Origin of the sequence: Streptomyces sp. NPDC046881 (genome assembly GCF_040645015.1) — a bacterium.
Taxonomy (GTDB): Bacteria; Actinomycetota; Actinomycetes; order Streptomycetales; family Streptomycetaceae; genus Streptomyces.
In genome coordinates this window covers 21,763-35,708 of record NZ_JBEYXJ010000040.1, presented here as the reverse complement: position 1 = coordinate 35,708, position 13,946 = coordinate 21,763, and the positions used below count along the sequence as shown (strand labels likewise).

The window sequence follows — 13,946 nt, the reverse complement described above, 5'->3', positions numbered from 1 at the left end:
CCGTCACGCCGGCAGGGCGAAGTCGGCCACGTGCAGGGGCGAGGGCGTGGTGCCGGTGGACTTCTCCTGGTACAGGAACGACAGGACGCCGTCCGCCCGGACCCGGGTCTCGTCGACCACCACCTCGCCGAAGGCGTTCAGCCCGCCGCCGTCGAACAGGAGCGTCCAGTCGGTGTACCCGGAGGCCGCGGAGGCCGCGGCGATCCGGCCGAACGGGAACACGGCGTAGGCGTTGTCGTACCGGTCCAGGACCAGCCTGGTGCGCTGGCTGGAGCCGAGCGGGACCGGGATCTCGGTCTTCTGCCAGCCGCCGGCGGCGTTCTTGCGCAGGTGGAAGGCGCGCCCGTGGGCGGTGCGGTCGGCGACGTAGCCCGTGGTGCACCGGCCGAAGCGGCCGGGGACGTAGCTGATGATGGCGTGCGGCCGGCCGGCCGAGTCGGTGGACTGGCTCTCCTGGTTCATCAGCGAGTGGTCCGGGTCCAGCGGGTCCACCACGAGACCGCCGTCGCCGACGGCGACCCGGTCGGGTCCGCCGGTGGTGCCGACGACGGTGCCGGCGTCGTCGCGCCAGGTACGGCCGCGGTCGTCGGACCAGACGTAGCCGGTGTCGTGGTTGGTGATGCCGCCGCCGCTGCACATGACGGCCGCGTTCTGCTCCCGCCAGGTGAACAGGGCGTGCAGCCGGCCCCGCGTGTCGTAGTCGATGCCGTGCAGGTACATGTTCCGGGCGGTGCTGGAGCCGTGCTCGCTGGTGTACGTGCCGGTCGCGCTGGTCCACTCCCCCAGCGCGGTCCAGCGTGACCCGTCGTACTCGGCGAGGGCGTTGCGGCCGTCGCCGGAGACCCCGGCGCGGTAGCTGAGCTGGAGCCGGCCCTCGGGGGTGGCGACGAACTGCGGGTAGGTGAACTGCGAGGTGAGCGCGAGCCCGTCGAGGGTCGTCCGGACGGCGCCGAAGACGGACGTGGTCCAGGCCGTGGACGCGGGACGGTCCAGCAGCCCGGCGACGGATTTGACGTAGCAGAAGCCGTCGCTGTGGGAGTCCATGTTCAGGTGCAGCCGGCCGTCGGTCGCGGAGAGGCCCAGGGAGATGACGTTGTGGGAGTCGTCGGCCTTCAGCCGGTGCGGCAGGGTGACCGTCGACCAGGTGGCGGCGCCCAGCGCCCGGCGGGCCACGACCGCGTGGCGGCTCGCCGTGTACCAGGCGGCGTACTGGTGGCCTCGGTGGGTCAGCAGGCCGTTCTTCTGGAAGGAGTTGTTGTTGACCAGCCCGTCGTAGGAGACGAAGTAGACGGCCTGGGAGTCGAGTCGGGTGGTGCCCCTGCTGGTGACCGACGGGCCCGGGACGGCCGCCCGTGCGGTTCCGGCGGCCGTGACGGAGGCGGCGGGGGCGCCGGCCTGCACGGTGCGTCGTCTCATGTGCGGCTCCAGGTGGTCAGGCGAGGTGGAACACTTCGGTGAGCGGTTTCATGGCCTCGTCGGGGCGGGCGCCGTCCAGCGACTCGAAGAACGGCGCCATCTCGGCCTGCCAGCGGGCGTTGACGCCGGTGGCCTCCATGCCGGCCTGGGCGGCGGCGAAGTCCGCCGTCTCCAGATAGCCGACGAGCAGGCCGTCCTCGCGCAGGAACAGCGAGTAGTTGTGCCAGCCCGTCGCCTTCAGGGCGTCGAGCATCTCCGGCCAGACGGCCGCGTGCCGCTCACGGTACTCGTCGAGCCGGTCGGCCCGGACCTTCAGCAGGAAACACACGCGCTGCATCAGCGAACCCCGGTCTCTCGGAAGTCGAACTGGTCGATGTTCTCGGCGTCGAACACGGTCGGCCTGCCCAGGCTGATCACGCCGTCCTTGCCGATGGTGTACGTCGTGCCACCGGCCTTGAAGGTCTCGCCCTCCCTGCCGGTGATCTGGCCCGAGGCCGGCGCCACCGCGGTCCGCGCGGCCAGGTCGCCGCGCTTGGCCGGGTCCCACAGCTCGAAGGCGTCGACGGTGCCGTTCTTGACGTACTCGCGCATGTCGTTCGGCGTGCCGAGGCCGGTCAGCCTGACCTTGCCCTTGTAGGCGGTCCTGAGGAGCTTGACGGCCGACTTGCCCGCGCCGTTCTCGCCGGCGAGGGCGTGCACCTCGCCGGGCAGCAGCTCCAGGGAGACGTCCCGCAGGGCGCGTACGGCGCCGAAGGACTTGGAGACGCCCTTCAGCGCCGGCACCGGGGCCGGTTCCGTGTCAGGCGGGTGGGTCATGGGGGCTCCTCGACGACGCCGGCGGCAGGGCAGCGGGCCCGCCACGGGGTCGTGAAAGGTTTCAAGTGGATGGCCGGGACGGTAGGCACCGCAGTCATGGCACGTCAATGGGTCCCTATCGAAAAGATCTCGATAGCCGTAGTCACAACGGGGTCACGGAGAGCCAAGCCGGCCGGACTGCTTGACACCCCTCCGGGCGACCCCTAGCTTGCCGTTTTGAATCGTTTCACACACTCCCTCGTGCCGTCCGACCTCACCAGGAGCCCCGAAGTGACCGACCTCGCCGCGGTGAAGGCCGCGCTCAGGACCCAGGCCGTCGAGACGCCGTCGTGGGCGTACGGGAACTCCGGGACCCGCTTCAAGGTCTTCGCACAGGCCGGGGTGCCGCGCTCGCCCTGGGAGAAACTGCAGGACGCGGCACAGGTGCACGCCTTCACCGGGGTCACGCCGACCGTGGCCCTGCACATCCCCTGGGACACCGTGGAGGACTACGCGGCCCTCGCCGAGTACGCCGAGGAACGGGGCGTGCGGCTGGGCGCGATCAACTCCAACACCTTCCAGGACGACGACTACAGGCTGGGCAGCATCTGCCACCCGGACGCGGCGGTGCGCCGCAAGGCCGTCGACCACCTGCTGCGGTGCGTGGACATCATGGACGCCACCGGGTCGCGGGACCTGAAGCTGTGGTTCGCCGACGGGACGAACTACCCCGGGCAGGACGACGTCCGCGCCCGGCAGGACCGGCTCGCCGAAGGGCTGGCCGAGGTCTACGCGCGGCTCGGCACGGGGCAGCGGATGCTGCTGGAGTACAAGTTCTTCGAGCCGGCCTTCTACACGACCGACGTCCCGGACTGGGGAACCGCCTACGCGCACTGTCTGAAGCTCGGCGACAAGGCCCGGGTGGTCGTCGACACCGGGCACCACGCGCCGGGAACCAACATCGAGTTCATCGTGGCGACGCTGCTGCGCGAGGGGAAGCTCGGCGGGTTCGACTTCAACTCGCGGTTCTACGCCGACGACGACCTGATGGTGGGGGCGGCCGATCCCTTCCAGCTGTTCCGGATCATGTACGAGGTGATCCGGGGCGGGGGGTTCACCTCCGACATCGCGTTCATGCTCGACCAGTGCCACAACATCGAGGCGAAGATCCCGGCGATCATCCGCTCGGTGATGAACGTGCAGGAGGCCACGGCGAAGGCACTGCTGGTCGACCGGGAGGCGCTGGCCGCGGCTCAGCGGGCCGGGGACGTGCTGGCGGCCAACGCCGTGCTGATGGACGCCTACAACACGGACGTGCGGGGGCTTCTCGGCGAGGTCCGGGAGGAGTCGGGGCTGGATCCCGATCCGATGGGCGCCTACGCCCGGTCCGGGTGGGGCGAGAAGATCGTCGCCGAGCGGGTGGGTGGGGACCAGGCCGGTTGGGGAGCGTGACGCGTCCGCCTCCGGAGCACCGTCGCGGGGTGCGTTGCGGCTTCCCGCGCCCACGCGGCGGAGCCGCACATCGACACGGCCCGCGCCCCTGTCCGTCCGTCCCTCTTCCGAACAGGAACCGATCCTCATGACCACCCATCCCGAAGTCGCCGCTCTCCTCTCCCGCTCCCACCGGCTCGGCTCCGATCCCCGGAACACCAACTACGCCGGCGGGAACGCGTCCGCCAAGGGCTCCGCCACCGACCCCGTCACCGGGGGCGAGGTGGAGCTGATGTGGGTGAAGGGGTCCGGTGGCGACCTCGGCACGCTCACCGAGGACGGGCTGGCCGTGCTGCGGCTGGACCGGCTGCGGGCCCTGGCCGAGGTGTACCCCGGGGTCGGGCGCGAGGACGAGATGGTCGCCGCGTTCGACTACTGCCTGCACGGCAGGGGCGGGGCCGCGCCCTCGATCGACACCGCCATGCACGGGCTGGTGGACGCCCCGCACGTCGATCACCTCCACCCGGACTCCGGTATCGCGCTCGCCTGCGCGGCCGACGGGGAGAAGCTGACCGCCGAGTGCTTCGGGGACAGCGTGGTGTGGGTGCCGTGGCGGCGGCCCGGGTTCCAGCTCGGGCTGGACATCGCCGCGATCAGGGCCGCCAACCCGCAGGCCGTCGGCTGCGTCCTCGGCGGGCACGGCATCACCGCCTGGGGCGACTCCTCCGAGGAGTGCGAGCGCAACTCGCTGCACATCATCCGGACCGCCGAGGCGTTCCTCGCCGAGAAGGGCAGGGCGGAACCCTTCGGGCCGGTCGTCGAGCGGTACGAGGCGCTGCCCGAGGCCGAGCGGAGGCAGCGGGCGGCCGCGCTCGCGCCGTACGTCCGCGCGCTCGCCTCCCAGGACCGGCCCCAGGTCGGACACTTCACCGACGCCGAGGTGGTGCTCGACTTCCTGGCCCGCGCCGAGCACCCCCGGCTGGCCGCCCTGGGCACCTCCTGCCCGGACCACTTCCTGCGCACCAAGGTGCGGCCGCTCGTGCTCGACCTGCCGCCGGCCGCGCCGCTGGACGAGGCCGTCGCCCGGCTGCGGGACCTGCACGCCGCCTACCGGGAGGAGTACGCCGCCTACTACCGGCGGCACGCCCGGCCCGACTCCCCCGCCCTGCGCGGCGCCGACCCGGCCGTCGTGCTGGTGCCGGGCGTCGGCATGTTCTCCTTCGGCAAGGACAAGCAGACCGCCCGCGTGGCCGGCGAGTTCTACGTCAACGCCGTCCACGTGATGCGGGGCGCGGAGGCCGTCTCGTCGTACGCGCCGATCGAGGAGGCCGAGAAGTTCCGGATCGAGTACTGGGCGCTGGAGGAGGCCAAGCTCCGGCGGATGCCCGAGCCCGAGCCGCTCGCCACGCGCGTCGCGCTCGTCACCGGGGCCGGCAGCGGGATCGGGAAGGCCATCGCGCACCGGCTGGTGGCCGAGGGGGCGTGTGTCGTCGTCGCCGACCTGAACGGCGGGAGCGCCGCGGCCGTCGCCGAGGAGCTGGGCGGGCCGGACAAGGCCGTCCCCGTCACCGTCGACGTCACCTCCGAGGAGCAGATCGCCGCCGCGTTCGAGGCGGCCGTGCTCGCCTTCGGCGGGGTCGACCTGGTCGTCAACAACGCCGGGATCTCCCTCTCCAAGCCGCTGCTGGAGACGTCGGCGAAGGACTGGGACCTCCAGCACGCCGTCATGGCCCGCGGGTCGTTCCTCGTGTCGCGGGAGGCGGCCCGGGTGATGACCGCGCAGGGGCTGGGCGGCGACATCGTGTACATCGCCTCGAAGAACGCCGTCTTCGCCGGGCCGAACAACATCGCCTACTCCGCCGCCAAGGCCGACCAGGCCCACCAGGTACGGCTCCTGGCGGCCGAGTTGGGCGAGCACGGGATCCGGGTCAACGGGGTCAACCCGGACGGGGTGGTGCGCGGGTCCGGGATCTTCGCGGGCGGCTGGGGTGCGCAGCGGGCCGCCGTGTACGGGGTGCCGGAGGAGAAGCTGGGCGAGTTCTACGCGCAGCGGACCATCCTCAAGCGGGAGGTGCTGCCCGAGCACGTGGCGAACGCGGTGTTCGCGCTCACCGGCGGGGACCTCACGCACACCACCGGTCTGCACATTCCGGTCGACGCGGGTGTGGCGGCCGCGTTCCTGCGGTGAGCGCGGACGTGAAGTCGTACGCGGCGGTCGATCTCGGAGCCTCCAGCGGGCGGGTGATGGTCGGGCGGGTCGGCCCGGACTCGGTGGAGCTGAGCGAGGCCCACCGGTTCCCCAACCGTCCGGTGCGCCTCCCGGAGGGGCTGCGCTGGGACATCCTCGCGCTGTACGGCGGTGTCCTGGACGGGCTGCGGGCGGCCGGTGCCCACTGCGGTGGACGGCTCGCCTCCGTGGGCGTCGACGGCTGGGCCGTCGACTACGGCCTGCTGGACGCCGACGGGGCCCTGCTCGGCAACCCGGTGCACTACCGGGACGGCCGTACCGAGGGGGTCGCGGAGCAGGTGTGGGCGACCGTGCCGGCCGCCGAGCTGTACGCGGCCACCGGTCTGCAGTACGCGCCGTTCAACACCCTCTACCAGCTCACGGCCGCCCGCTCCACGGCCCAACTGGCCGCCGCGAAGCGGCTGCTGCTCGTCCCGGACCTGCTGGCGTACTGGCTCACCGGCGAGCAGGGCACCGAGCTGACCAACGCCTCCACCACCCAGCTGATCGACCCCCGGACCCGCGACTGGTCGTACGGGACCGCCGACCGGCTCGGCATCGACCTCGGCCTGTTCGCGCCGCTGCGGCAGCCCGGCGACCCGGCCGGGACGCTGCGGCCGCAGGTGCTGGCGGAGACGGGTCTGACCGGTCCGGTGCCGGTGACCACCGTCGGCTCGCACGACACCGCCTCCGCGGTGGCCGCCGTCCCCGCGGCTGCCGGTGAGCGCTTCGCCTACATCTGCACCGGCACCTGGTCGCTGGCCGGCCTCGAACTGCGCGCTCCGGTACTCACCGAGGAGAGCCGGGCCGCGAACTTCGCCAACGAGCTGGGGCTCGACGGCACCGTCCGGTATCTGCGCAACATCATGGGGCTGTGGCTGCTCCAGGAGTGCGTACGGGCCTGGGGGGAGCCGGATCTGGGGGTGCTGCTGCGGGGGGCGGCCACCGTGCCGGCGCTGCGCTCGGTGGTGGACGCCGGGGACGAGGCGTTCCTCGCGCCGGGGCGCATGCCGGAGCGGATCGCGCAGGCGTGCCGGGAGTCGGGGCAGCCGGTCCCCGGGACGCGGGCCGAGATCACCCGGTGCATCCTGGACTCCCTGGCCCTCGCCCACCGGCGGGCCGTGACGGACGCGCAGCGGCTGGCCGACCGTCCGGTGGACGTGGTGTACCTGGTCGGCGGCGGCACCCGCAACGCGCTGCTGTGCCAGCTGACGGCCGACGCCTGCGGTCTGCCGGTGGTGGCCGGCGCGACCGAGGCCGCCGCCCTCGGCAACGTCCTCGTGCAGGCCCGCGCACAGGGACTCGCCGGCGACCTGGCCGACCTGCGCCGGCTGCTCACCCGCACCCAGCCGCTCACCCGGTACACGCCCCGCGGCGACCCCGGCCGGTGGCGGGCGGCCGAGGCCCGGCTCGCCCCGCGGTGAGCCGGGCCCTGCCGTCGCCGGGACCCGCCGACTACCCTGCACTCGTCCGATGACCGACACCGAGGAGCCGCGATGCGTGTCGCCCTGTTCCTGACCTGTGTCAACGACACGCTGTATCCGGACACCGGGCGTGCCGTGGTGAAGCTGCTGACCAGACTGGGTGTCGACGTCGACTTCCCGATGGGCCAGAGCTGCTGCGGGCAGGCGCACTACAACACCGGGTACCGCCATGAGGCCGAGCCCTTGGCCCGGCACTTCTCCGATGTCTTCCGGGACTACGAGGCGATCGTGACGCCGTCCGGATCGTGCGGGGCGATGGTGCGGGAGCTGTATCCGCGCATGGGCGAGCGGGCCCGGGCCGAGGGGCGGGGGGACTCGCTGGCGCGGACGCTGGCTCCGGTGGTGCCGAAGACGTACGAGCTGACGGAGTTCCTGGTGGACGTGCTCGGGGTGACGGACGTCGGCGCCTGGTACCCGCACACGGTCACCTACCACCCGACCTGCCACGGGCTGCGCGGTCTCGGCCTCGGCGACCGGCCGCGCCGGCTGCTCCGGGCCGTGAAGGGGCTGGAGCTGGTCGAGCTGCCCGGCGCCGAGGAGTGCTGCGGGTTCGGCGGCACGTTCGCGCTGAAGAACGCCGAGGTGTCGGCGGCGATGGGCGCGGACAAGGTACGCAACGCCGAGTCGACGGGCGCGGAGGTGCTGTGTGCGGCCGACAACTCCTGTCTGATGCACCTCGGCGGCACGATGAGCCGGCTGCGGACGGGCATGCGGCCGGTGCACATCGCGGAGATCCTGGCGAGCACGGAGGAGGAACCGGCGGTATGACCGGTACGTATCTCGGCATGCCGGCCTTCCCGAAGGCCGCGCACGACGCCGTCCACGATGCCACCCTGCGCGGCAACCTGCGGCACGCCACCCACACCATCCGCGCCAAACGGGCCCGGGCGGTGGCCGAGTTGTCCGACTGGGCGGCCCTGCGCGAGGCGGGCAGGCGGATCAAGGACCACACCCTGCGCCATCTCGACCGCTACCTGGTGCAGTTGGAGGAGTCGGTCACCGCGGCGGGCGGTACGGTCCACTGGGCCGCCGACGCCGACGAGGCCAACCGGATCGTGGCCCGGCTGGTCGAGGAGACGGGCGAGTCGGAGGTCGTGAAGGTCAAGTCGATGGCCACGCAGGAGATCGGCCTCAACGAAGCCCTGGAGGCCGCGGGCGTCCGCGCCTACGAGACCGATCTCGCCGAACTGATCGTGCAGTTGGGCAAGGACCGCCCCTCGCACATCCTGGTCCCGGCCATCCACCGCAACCGGGGCGAGATCCGGGACATCTTCCGCGCCGAGATGGGCGAGTGGGGCAGGCCGGCCCCGGAGGGCCTGACGGACACGCCCGCCGAACTCGCCGAGGCCGCCCGGCTGCACCTGCGGGAGAAGTTCCTGCGCGCGAAGGTCGGCATCTCCGGCGCCAACTTCATGGTCGCCGAGACCGGCACGCTGGTCGTGGTGGAGTCCGAGGGCAACGGCCGGATGTGCCTGACGCTGCCGGAGACGCTCATCTCGGTCGTCGGCATCGAGAAGGTCGTCCCCTCCTGGCGGGACCTGGAGGTCTTCCTCCAGACCCTCCCCCGCTCCTCCACCGCCGAGCGCATGAACCCGTACACCAGCATGTGGACGGGCACCACGGACGAGGACGGCCCGCGCGCCTTCCACCTGGTCCTGCTGGACAACGGCCGTACCGACACGCTCGCCGACGAGGTCGGCCGCCAGGCGCTGCGCTGCATCCGCTGCTCCGCCTGCCTGAACGTCTGCCCGGTGTACGAGCGGGCTGGCGGGCACGCCTACGGCTCGGTCTACCCGGGCCCCATCGGCGCCATTCTCAGCCCCCAGCTCCGGGGGACGCAGAGCGAGATCGACGCCTCGCTGCCGTACGCGTCGAGCCTGTGCGGGGCCTGCTACGAGGTGTGCCCGGTCGCCATCGACATCCCCGAGGTGCTGGTGCACCTGCGCGAGCGGGTCGTGGAGGGCGGTCCGGCGGTACGGCAGGGCAACAAGGTGGTGCTCCGGCCGGCGAAGGGGCACGCGGCCGAGCGGGCGGCGATGCGGGCGGCACGCTGGGCGTTCTCCCACCCGGGCGCGCTGCGCGCGGGCCAGCGGCTGGCCTCCCGGACCCGCCGGCTGCACCCCCGTACGCTGCCGGGCCCCGGCCGGGCCTGGAGCGGCACCCGGGAGCTGCCGGCTGTGCCGCGGGAGCCCTTCCGGGACTGGTGGCAGCGCACGCACGGCGGAAAGGACGGCACCAAGTGAGCAGCAGGGAACGGGTCCTGGGCCGGGTGCGGCGCGCGCTCGCGGACGTGGCACCGGAGGACCGGCCGTACGAGGAGGCGGTGGCGCGGGACTATCTGCGCGAGCACGGGGAGCGGACCGTCGAGGAGACGGTGGAGCTGCTGGCGGAGAACCTGGCGGACTACCGGGCGCTCGTGCACCGCGCCGACGCCGGGGAGCTGCCGCTGCTGGTCATGCGGCTGCTGGCCGAGCGAGGCTCCCGGGAGGTGCTGGTCCCGCCGGGGCTGCCGGCGGAGTGGCTGCCGGCCGCCGGTCCCGTGCGGATCCGGGACCGGGCGGCGGACACTGCGCAGCGGCTGGACCGGGTCGACAGCGTGGTGACGGGCTGCGCCGTGGCGATCGCCGAGACCGGCACGATCGTCCTCGACGGCTCCCCGGACCAGGGCCGGCGCCGTATCTCGCTCGTCCCGGACCACCACATCTGTGTCGTCCGCGTCCCGGACCAGGTCGTCAACTCCGTCCCGCAGGCCCTCGAACGCCTCGATCCCACCCGGCCGTTGACGTGGATCTCGGGCCCGTCGGCCACCAGCGACATCGAACTGGACCGGGTGGAGGGCGTGCACGGCCCACGCACCCTGGAGGTGATCCTGCTCGGCTGACCCACCCCCTTGGAACCGGCTCGGCGCCACGCCCGTCGCCGTCACCCGCACCCGCACCCGCACCAAGCGGCAGCGGCTGCTGGACGACGGCGCCGCCGAAGTGATCGTCTCTGTGGGGCATGCAGAGCGGCGAGCCCACAATCGTGCTCACGGCCGGGCGGTGAACGTCGGTGTCCGCCGGTCGGGGCACGGCGGGATGAGGCCCGGGGGACGCTGCCGTAGCGTGAGGGAATGATCCGGTTCGAGCAGGTCACCAAGCGGTATCCGGACGGTACGACGGCCGTGGACGACCTCTCCTTCGAGGTGTCCGAGGGCGAGCTGGTCACGCTCGTGGGACCGTCCGGGTGCGGCAAGACGACCACGATGATGATGGTGAACCGGCTCATCGAGCCGACCTCGGGCCGGATCCTCGTCGGCGGCGAGGACGTCGCGACCGTCGACCCGGTCCGGCTGCGCCGCCGGATCGGGTACGTCATCCAGCAGGTGGGCCTCTTCCCGCACCGCACCGTCCTGGACAACACCGCGACCGTGCCCGCACTGCTCGGCTGGACGCGGGCGAAGGCGCGGGCCCGGGCGGCCGAGCTGCTGGACCTGGTGGGCCTGGACCCGAAGACGTACGGGTCGCGCTACCCGGAGCAGCTGTCCGGCGGGCAGCGGCAGCGGGTCGGCGTGGCGCGGGCGCTGGCCGCGGATCCGCCGGTGCTGCTGATGGACGAGCCGTTCGGCGCGGTCGACCCGGTGGTGCGCGAGCAGTTGCAGGACGAGTTCCTGCGCATGCAGGCCGCGGTGCGCAAGACGGTGCTGCTGGTCACGCACGACATCGAGGAGGCCGTCCGGCTCGGCGACCGTATCGCCGTGTACGGGCAGGGCCGCATCGAGCAGTTCGACACGCCCGGCGCGGTGCTGGGGTCGCCCGCGACGCCGTACGTCGCCGGTTTCGTGGGCGCCGACCGCGGGCTGAAGCGGCTGTCGGTCACCACGATCGAGCCGGAGGACCTGGAGCAGCCGCCGGTGGCCCGCCTGGACGAGCCCGCCGGGCAGGCGCTGGAGCGGTTGCGGGCCGAGGGCGCCCGGTGGGCGGTGGTGCTGGACCGGGGCGGTGACCTGCACGGCTGGGTCGGCATCGAGGAACTGGTGGCGGGCGGCACAGTCGGGGAGCTGACGCACCGGATGACCGCCTGGGTGCCGGTCGGCGCCCCGCTGAAGCAGGCGTTCGGTGTGATGCTCCAGTACGACGCCGGGTGGGTCGCCGTGCTGGAGGGGGCGCGGTTCCGCGGGGTGCTGACGCCGGCGAAGCTGCACGAGGCGCTGCGCCGCTCGGTGGACGCGGACGCACGCGGTGTGCCCCGCGGACAGGTGCGGTTCGCATCGGTGGCGGACGCCTGAGGCGGGCTACTTCAGCAGGCCCTTGTCCGACAGATAGGTGCGGGCCACGTCGGCCGGGAGCCGGCGCCAGCTGTCGACCTGCTGGTTCATGGCGGCCAGGTCGCCGGTGGTGAGGACGTCGTTGAGCCTGCCGAGCACCTTCGCCACACGGGGGCCGCCCGCGCGCGAGCGGTTGACGACCGGGACGACGTAGTCGGCGTTCTGCAGCCGCTTGTCGTCGGCGAGCAGGACCAGGCCGAAGGAGCCGAGGGTGGCGTCGGTGGTGGTGGTCAGCACCATCTGGTCCCGGCCGGTCTGCACGGCCCGCTTGGCCTGGGTGGTGCCCACGCCCTTGGGGTCGATGCCGGTGATGTCGATGCCGTACACCTTCCGCAGGCCCGGCGCGCAGTACGGCCGCTGCACGCACTCGTCGCCCGCCGCGAGCCGTACCTTCAGTCCGGAGGCGCCGAGGTCGCTGAGGGTCCTGAGGCGGTGCCGGCGGGCGTAGGCGGCGGTCACCGCGAAGGCGTTCTGGTCGACGGCCCGGCCCGGGGGCAGGACGGTGAGGCCGCGGGGTGCGGCGAGGCCGCGCAGCGCCCGCATCGTGGCGGCGAGGTCGGGCGAGCCGACCGGGCGTGCGCCCGCGCCGTGCGTCTTGGCGTTGAGCCAGTCGGCGAACGTGGCCGCGTACTCGGGCACGACGTCGATCTGGCCCGACTCCAGGGCCGGTTCGTACAGCTCCCGGTTGGCGACGGTGAGGATGGACGTCCGGTAGCCGGCCTGGTTCAGCAGCTGGGCGTAGAGCTGGGCGAGCAGGTCGCTCTCGGTGAAGCCGGCCGAGCCGATGGTCAGGTGGCGGCTGTCGCCGGGCGGTGCGGTGACCTGGCCGCGGTGTTCCAGGGCCGGGCCGGTGGCGCAGCCGGCCGGCAGGAGGAGCGCGAGCGCGGCGAGTGCCGTACGCGCCCTCACCGGCCGCCCCGGGCCCACACCGGCGCCAGCCGCTCGACCACCTCGAAGACCCCCTCGACGAGGAGGGCGAACCCGGCGACGAGCAGCGCGCCCGCGACCACCATCGGGGTGCTGGCGAGGTTGAACCCGGCCGTGATGATCCGGCCGAGGCCGCCGCCGCCGGCGAGCGCGGCGATGGTGGCGGTGGCCACGAGCTGGACGGCGGCGATCCGCACCCCGTTCAGCACCAGGGGGAGCGAAAGGGGCAATTCCACGTGAAACAGCACCTGCCGGCCGGTCATCCCCATGCCCCGGGCGGCCTGGACCACGCTGCGGTCGACCTCGCGCATGCCGACGTAGGCATTGGTGAGCAGCGGCGGTACGGCGAAGAGCACCAGGGCGACCACCGTCGGGCCCTCGCCCCACCTGCCGACCGGGGTCAGGAGCAGCAGCACCAGGACGGCGAAGGTGGGCACGGCCCGGCCGACGTTGGAGATGTTCACGGCGAGCGCGCCGCCCTTGCCGAGGTGGCCGAGGACGAGGGCGACGGGCAGCGCGATCAGACAGCTGAGCAGCAGGCAGGCGACGGTGAGCGCGAGGTGCTGGAGCAGCCGGTGCCGGATGCCGTCGTCGCCCGACCAGTGCGCGGGGTCGGCGAGCCAGTCCCAGGCGGCGGCGAGGGCGTTCATCCGCGGGCCGCCCGCGTCCAGGGCGTGATCAGCCGCTGCACGCCCAGCAGGAGCACGTCGGCGGCGACGGCGATGACCACGCACAGCACGGACGCGGTGAGCACCTGGGCCTTGAAGTAGGTGTTCATGCCCGCGTAGATGAGGTCGCCGAGGCCGCCGAAGCCGACGATCGCGCCGACCGTGACCAGGGAGACCGCCGAGACGGTGGCGATGCGCAGGCCGGCCATCGCGGCGGGCAGGGCGAGGGGCAGCTCGACGGTGAGGAGCAGGCGGACGGGGCCGTAACCGAGGCCGAGCGCGGCCTGCCGGGTCTCTTCGGGGACCGCGCGCAGCCCGGCGAGGATGTTCCGGACGAGCAGGGTGAGCGAGTACAGCACCAGCCCGGCGACGACCAGGGTGGCCGAGAGGCCGTAGAGGGGCAGGAGCAGGGAGAACATGGCCAGCGACGGGATGGTGTAGAGGATCGTCGTGACGGCGAGGACCGGTCCGGCGGCCCATCCCCAGCGGCGGGCGAGTACCGCGAGCGGCAGGGCGACGAGCAGGCCGATCAGGACCGACAGGAAGGTCAGCTGGAGGTGCTGGACGACCGCGTCGAGCAGGATCTGCCGGCGGGTGCTCAGGTAGGCGCCGCAGATCCACTCGTTGCGCGCGAGGCAGTCGTCCGGGGGCGCGGTCACGGCTCCATTGGACCGGGCGGCCGGGGGCGGCGG

12 protein-coding genes and 2 pseudogenes are annotated in these 13,946 nt (G+C 73.0%); 7 read left to right on the top strand and 7 right to left on the bottom strand.

Annotated features, from left to right (window positions below; translation table 11 throughout):
- Positions 1-3: 3 nt before the first annotated feature.
- From ABZ923_RS20445 to ABZ923_RS20430, 4 genes and pseudogenes are all read right to left on the bottom strand, one after another.
- Positions 4-1,416 (bottom strand): BNR repeat-containing protein, encoded by a 1,413-nt coding sequence (locus tag ABZ923_RS20445; RefSeq protein ID WP_361473544.1) that lies wholly within the window; start codon positions 1,414-1,416, stop codon positions 4-6.
- A 16-nt stretch (positions 1,417-1,432) separates the two neighbouring features.
- A complete protein-coding gene (locus ABZ923_RS20440; RefSeq protein ID WP_361473541.1) occupies positions 1,433-1,753 on the bottom strand; it encodes an L-rhamnose mutarotase in 321 nt (106 codons plus the stop codon).
- Positions 1,753-2,052 (bottom strand): annotated as a pseudogene (locus ABZ923_RS20435) (rhamnose ABC transporter substrate-binding protein); the annotation flags it as partial. The pseudogene ABZ923_RS20435 and the gene ABZ923_RS20440, both read right to left, overlap by 1 nt.
- 3 nt (positions 2,053-2,055) lie before the next feature.
- Positions 2,056-2,232: pseudogene (locus ABZ923_RS20430) on the bottom strand (ATP-binding cassette domain-containing protein); the annotation flags it as partial.
- Positions 2,233-2,502: 270 nt separating this feature from the next.
- Between ABZ923_RS20430 and rhaI the strand changes: the two are divergent.
- From rhaI to ABZ923_RS20395, 7 genes are all read left to right on the top strand, one after another.
- Positions 2,503-3,663 carry an L-rhamnose isomerase gene (gene rhaI / locus ABZ923_RS20425; RefSeq protein ID WP_361473538.1) on the top strand — a complete coding sequence of 387 codons (1,161 nt, stop codon included), beginning with the start codon at positions 2,503-2,505 and terminating at the stop codon, positions 3,661-3,663.
- 127 nt (positions 3,664-3,790) lie between these two features.
- Complete coding sequence (locus tag ABZ923_RS20420) at positions 3,791-5,830, top strand: bifunctional aldolase/short-chain dehydrogenase (protein ID WP_361473535.1); 2,040 nt, start codon at positions 3,791-3,793, stop codon at positions 5,828-5,830.
- A gap of 8 nt (positions 5,831-5,838) precedes the next feature.
- Positions 5,839-7,293 (top strand): rhamnulokinase family protein, encoded by a 1,455-nt coding sequence (locus tag ABZ923_RS20415; RefSeq protein ID WP_361473629.1) that lies wholly within the window; start codon positions 5,839-5,841, stop codon positions 7,291-7,293.
- 72 nt (positions 7,294-7,365) lie between these two features.
- On the top strand, positions 7,366-8,121 hold the full coding sequence (locus ABZ923_RS20410; protein WP_361473532.1) for a (Fe-S)-binding protein: 756 nt from the start codon (positions 7,366-7,368) through the stop codon (positions 8,119-8,121).
- Positions 8,118-9,596 (top strand): LutB/LldF family L-lactate oxidation iron-sulfur protein, encoded by a 1,479-nt coding sequence (locus ABZ923_RS20405; RefSeq protein ID WP_361473529.1) that lies wholly within the window; start codon positions 8,118-8,120, stop codon positions 9,594-9,596. The genes ABZ923_RS20410 and ABZ923_RS20405 overlap by 4 nt, the downstream gene beginning before the upstream one ends.
- Entirely contained in the window at positions 9,593-10,234 is a 642-nt protein-coding gene (locus ABZ923_RS20400; RefSeq protein WP_361473526.1) for an LUD domain-containing protein, read from the top strand. The genes ABZ923_RS20405 and ABZ923_RS20400 overlap by 4 nt, the downstream gene beginning before the upstream one ends.
- A 231-nt stretch (positions 10,235-10,465) precedes the next feature.
- On the top strand, positions 10,466-11,620 hold the full coding sequence (locus tag ABZ923_RS20395; RefSeq protein WP_361473524.1) for a betaine/proline/choline family ABC transporter ATP-binding protein: 1,155 nt from the start codon (positions 10,466-10,468) through the stop codon (positions 11,618-11,620).
- 6 nt (positions 11,621-11,626) lie between these two features.
- Here the strand turns inward: ABZ923_RS20395 and ABZ923_RS20390 are convergent, their stop codons facing one another.
- Genes ABZ923_RS20390 through ABZ923_RS20380 form a run of 3 tightly spaced genes read right to left on the bottom strand, consistent with a single transcriptional unit; the run spans position 11,627 to position 13,913 of the window.
- Positions 11,627-12,568 (bottom strand): ABC transporter substrate-binding protein, encoded by a 942-nt coding sequence (locus tag ABZ923_RS20390; RefSeq protein ID WP_361473521.1) that lies wholly within the window; start codon positions 12,566-12,568, stop codon positions 11,627-11,629.
- Positions 12,565-13,236: an ABC transporter permease gene (locus tag ABZ923_RS20385; protein WP_361473518.1), complete on the bottom strand. Its 672-nt coding sequence runs from the start codon at positions 13,234-13,236 to the stop codon at positions 12,565-12,567. Before ABZ923_RS20385 ends, ABZ923_RS20390 begins: the two co-directional genes overlap by 4 nt.
- Positions 13,233-13,913 carry an ABC transporter permease gene (locus tag ABZ923_RS20380; RefSeq protein ID WP_361473515.1) on the bottom strand — a complete coding sequence of 227 codons (681 nt, stop codon included), beginning with the start codon at positions 13,911-13,913 and terminating at the stop codon, positions 13,233-13,235. The genes ABZ923_RS20385 and ABZ923_RS20380 overlap by 4 nt, the downstream gene beginning before the upstream one ends.
- Positions 13,914-13,946 lie beyond the last annotated feature (33 nt).

What these genes read in the sequence shown, in the direction of transcription:
- ABZ923_RS20445 (WP_361473544.1), bottom strand. Translation starts at nt 1,416, where the DNA reads ATGAGACGACGCACCGTGCAGGCCGGCGCCCCCGCCGCCTCCGTCACG.
- ABZ923_RS20440 (WP_361473541.1), bottom strand. Translation starts at nt 1,753, where the DNA reads ATGCAGCGCGTGTGTTTCCTGCTGAAGGTCCGGGCCGACCGGCTCGAC.
- ABZ923_RS20420 (WP_361473535.1), top strand. Translation starts at nt 3,791, where the DNA reads ATGACCACCCATCCCGAAGTCGCCGCTCTCCTCTCCCGCTCCCACCGG.
- ABZ923_RS20410 (WP_361473532.1), top strand. Translation starts at nt 7,366, where the DNA reads ATGCGTGTCGCCCTGTTCCTGACCTGTGTCAACGACACGCTGTATCCG.
- ABZ923_RS20405 (WP_361473529.1), top strand. Translation starts at nt 8,118, where the DNA reads ATGACCGGTACGTATCTCGGCATGCCGGCCTTCCCGAAGGCCGCGCAC.
- ABZ923_RS20395 (WP_361473524.1), top strand. Translation starts at nt 10,466, where the DNA reads ATGATCCGGTTCGAGCAGGTCACCAAGCGGTATCCGGACGGTACGACG.
- ABZ923_RS20385 (WP_361473518.1), bottom strand. Translation starts at nt 13,236, where the DNA reads ATGAACGCCCTCGCCGCCGCCTGGGACTGGCTCGCCGACCCCGCGCAC.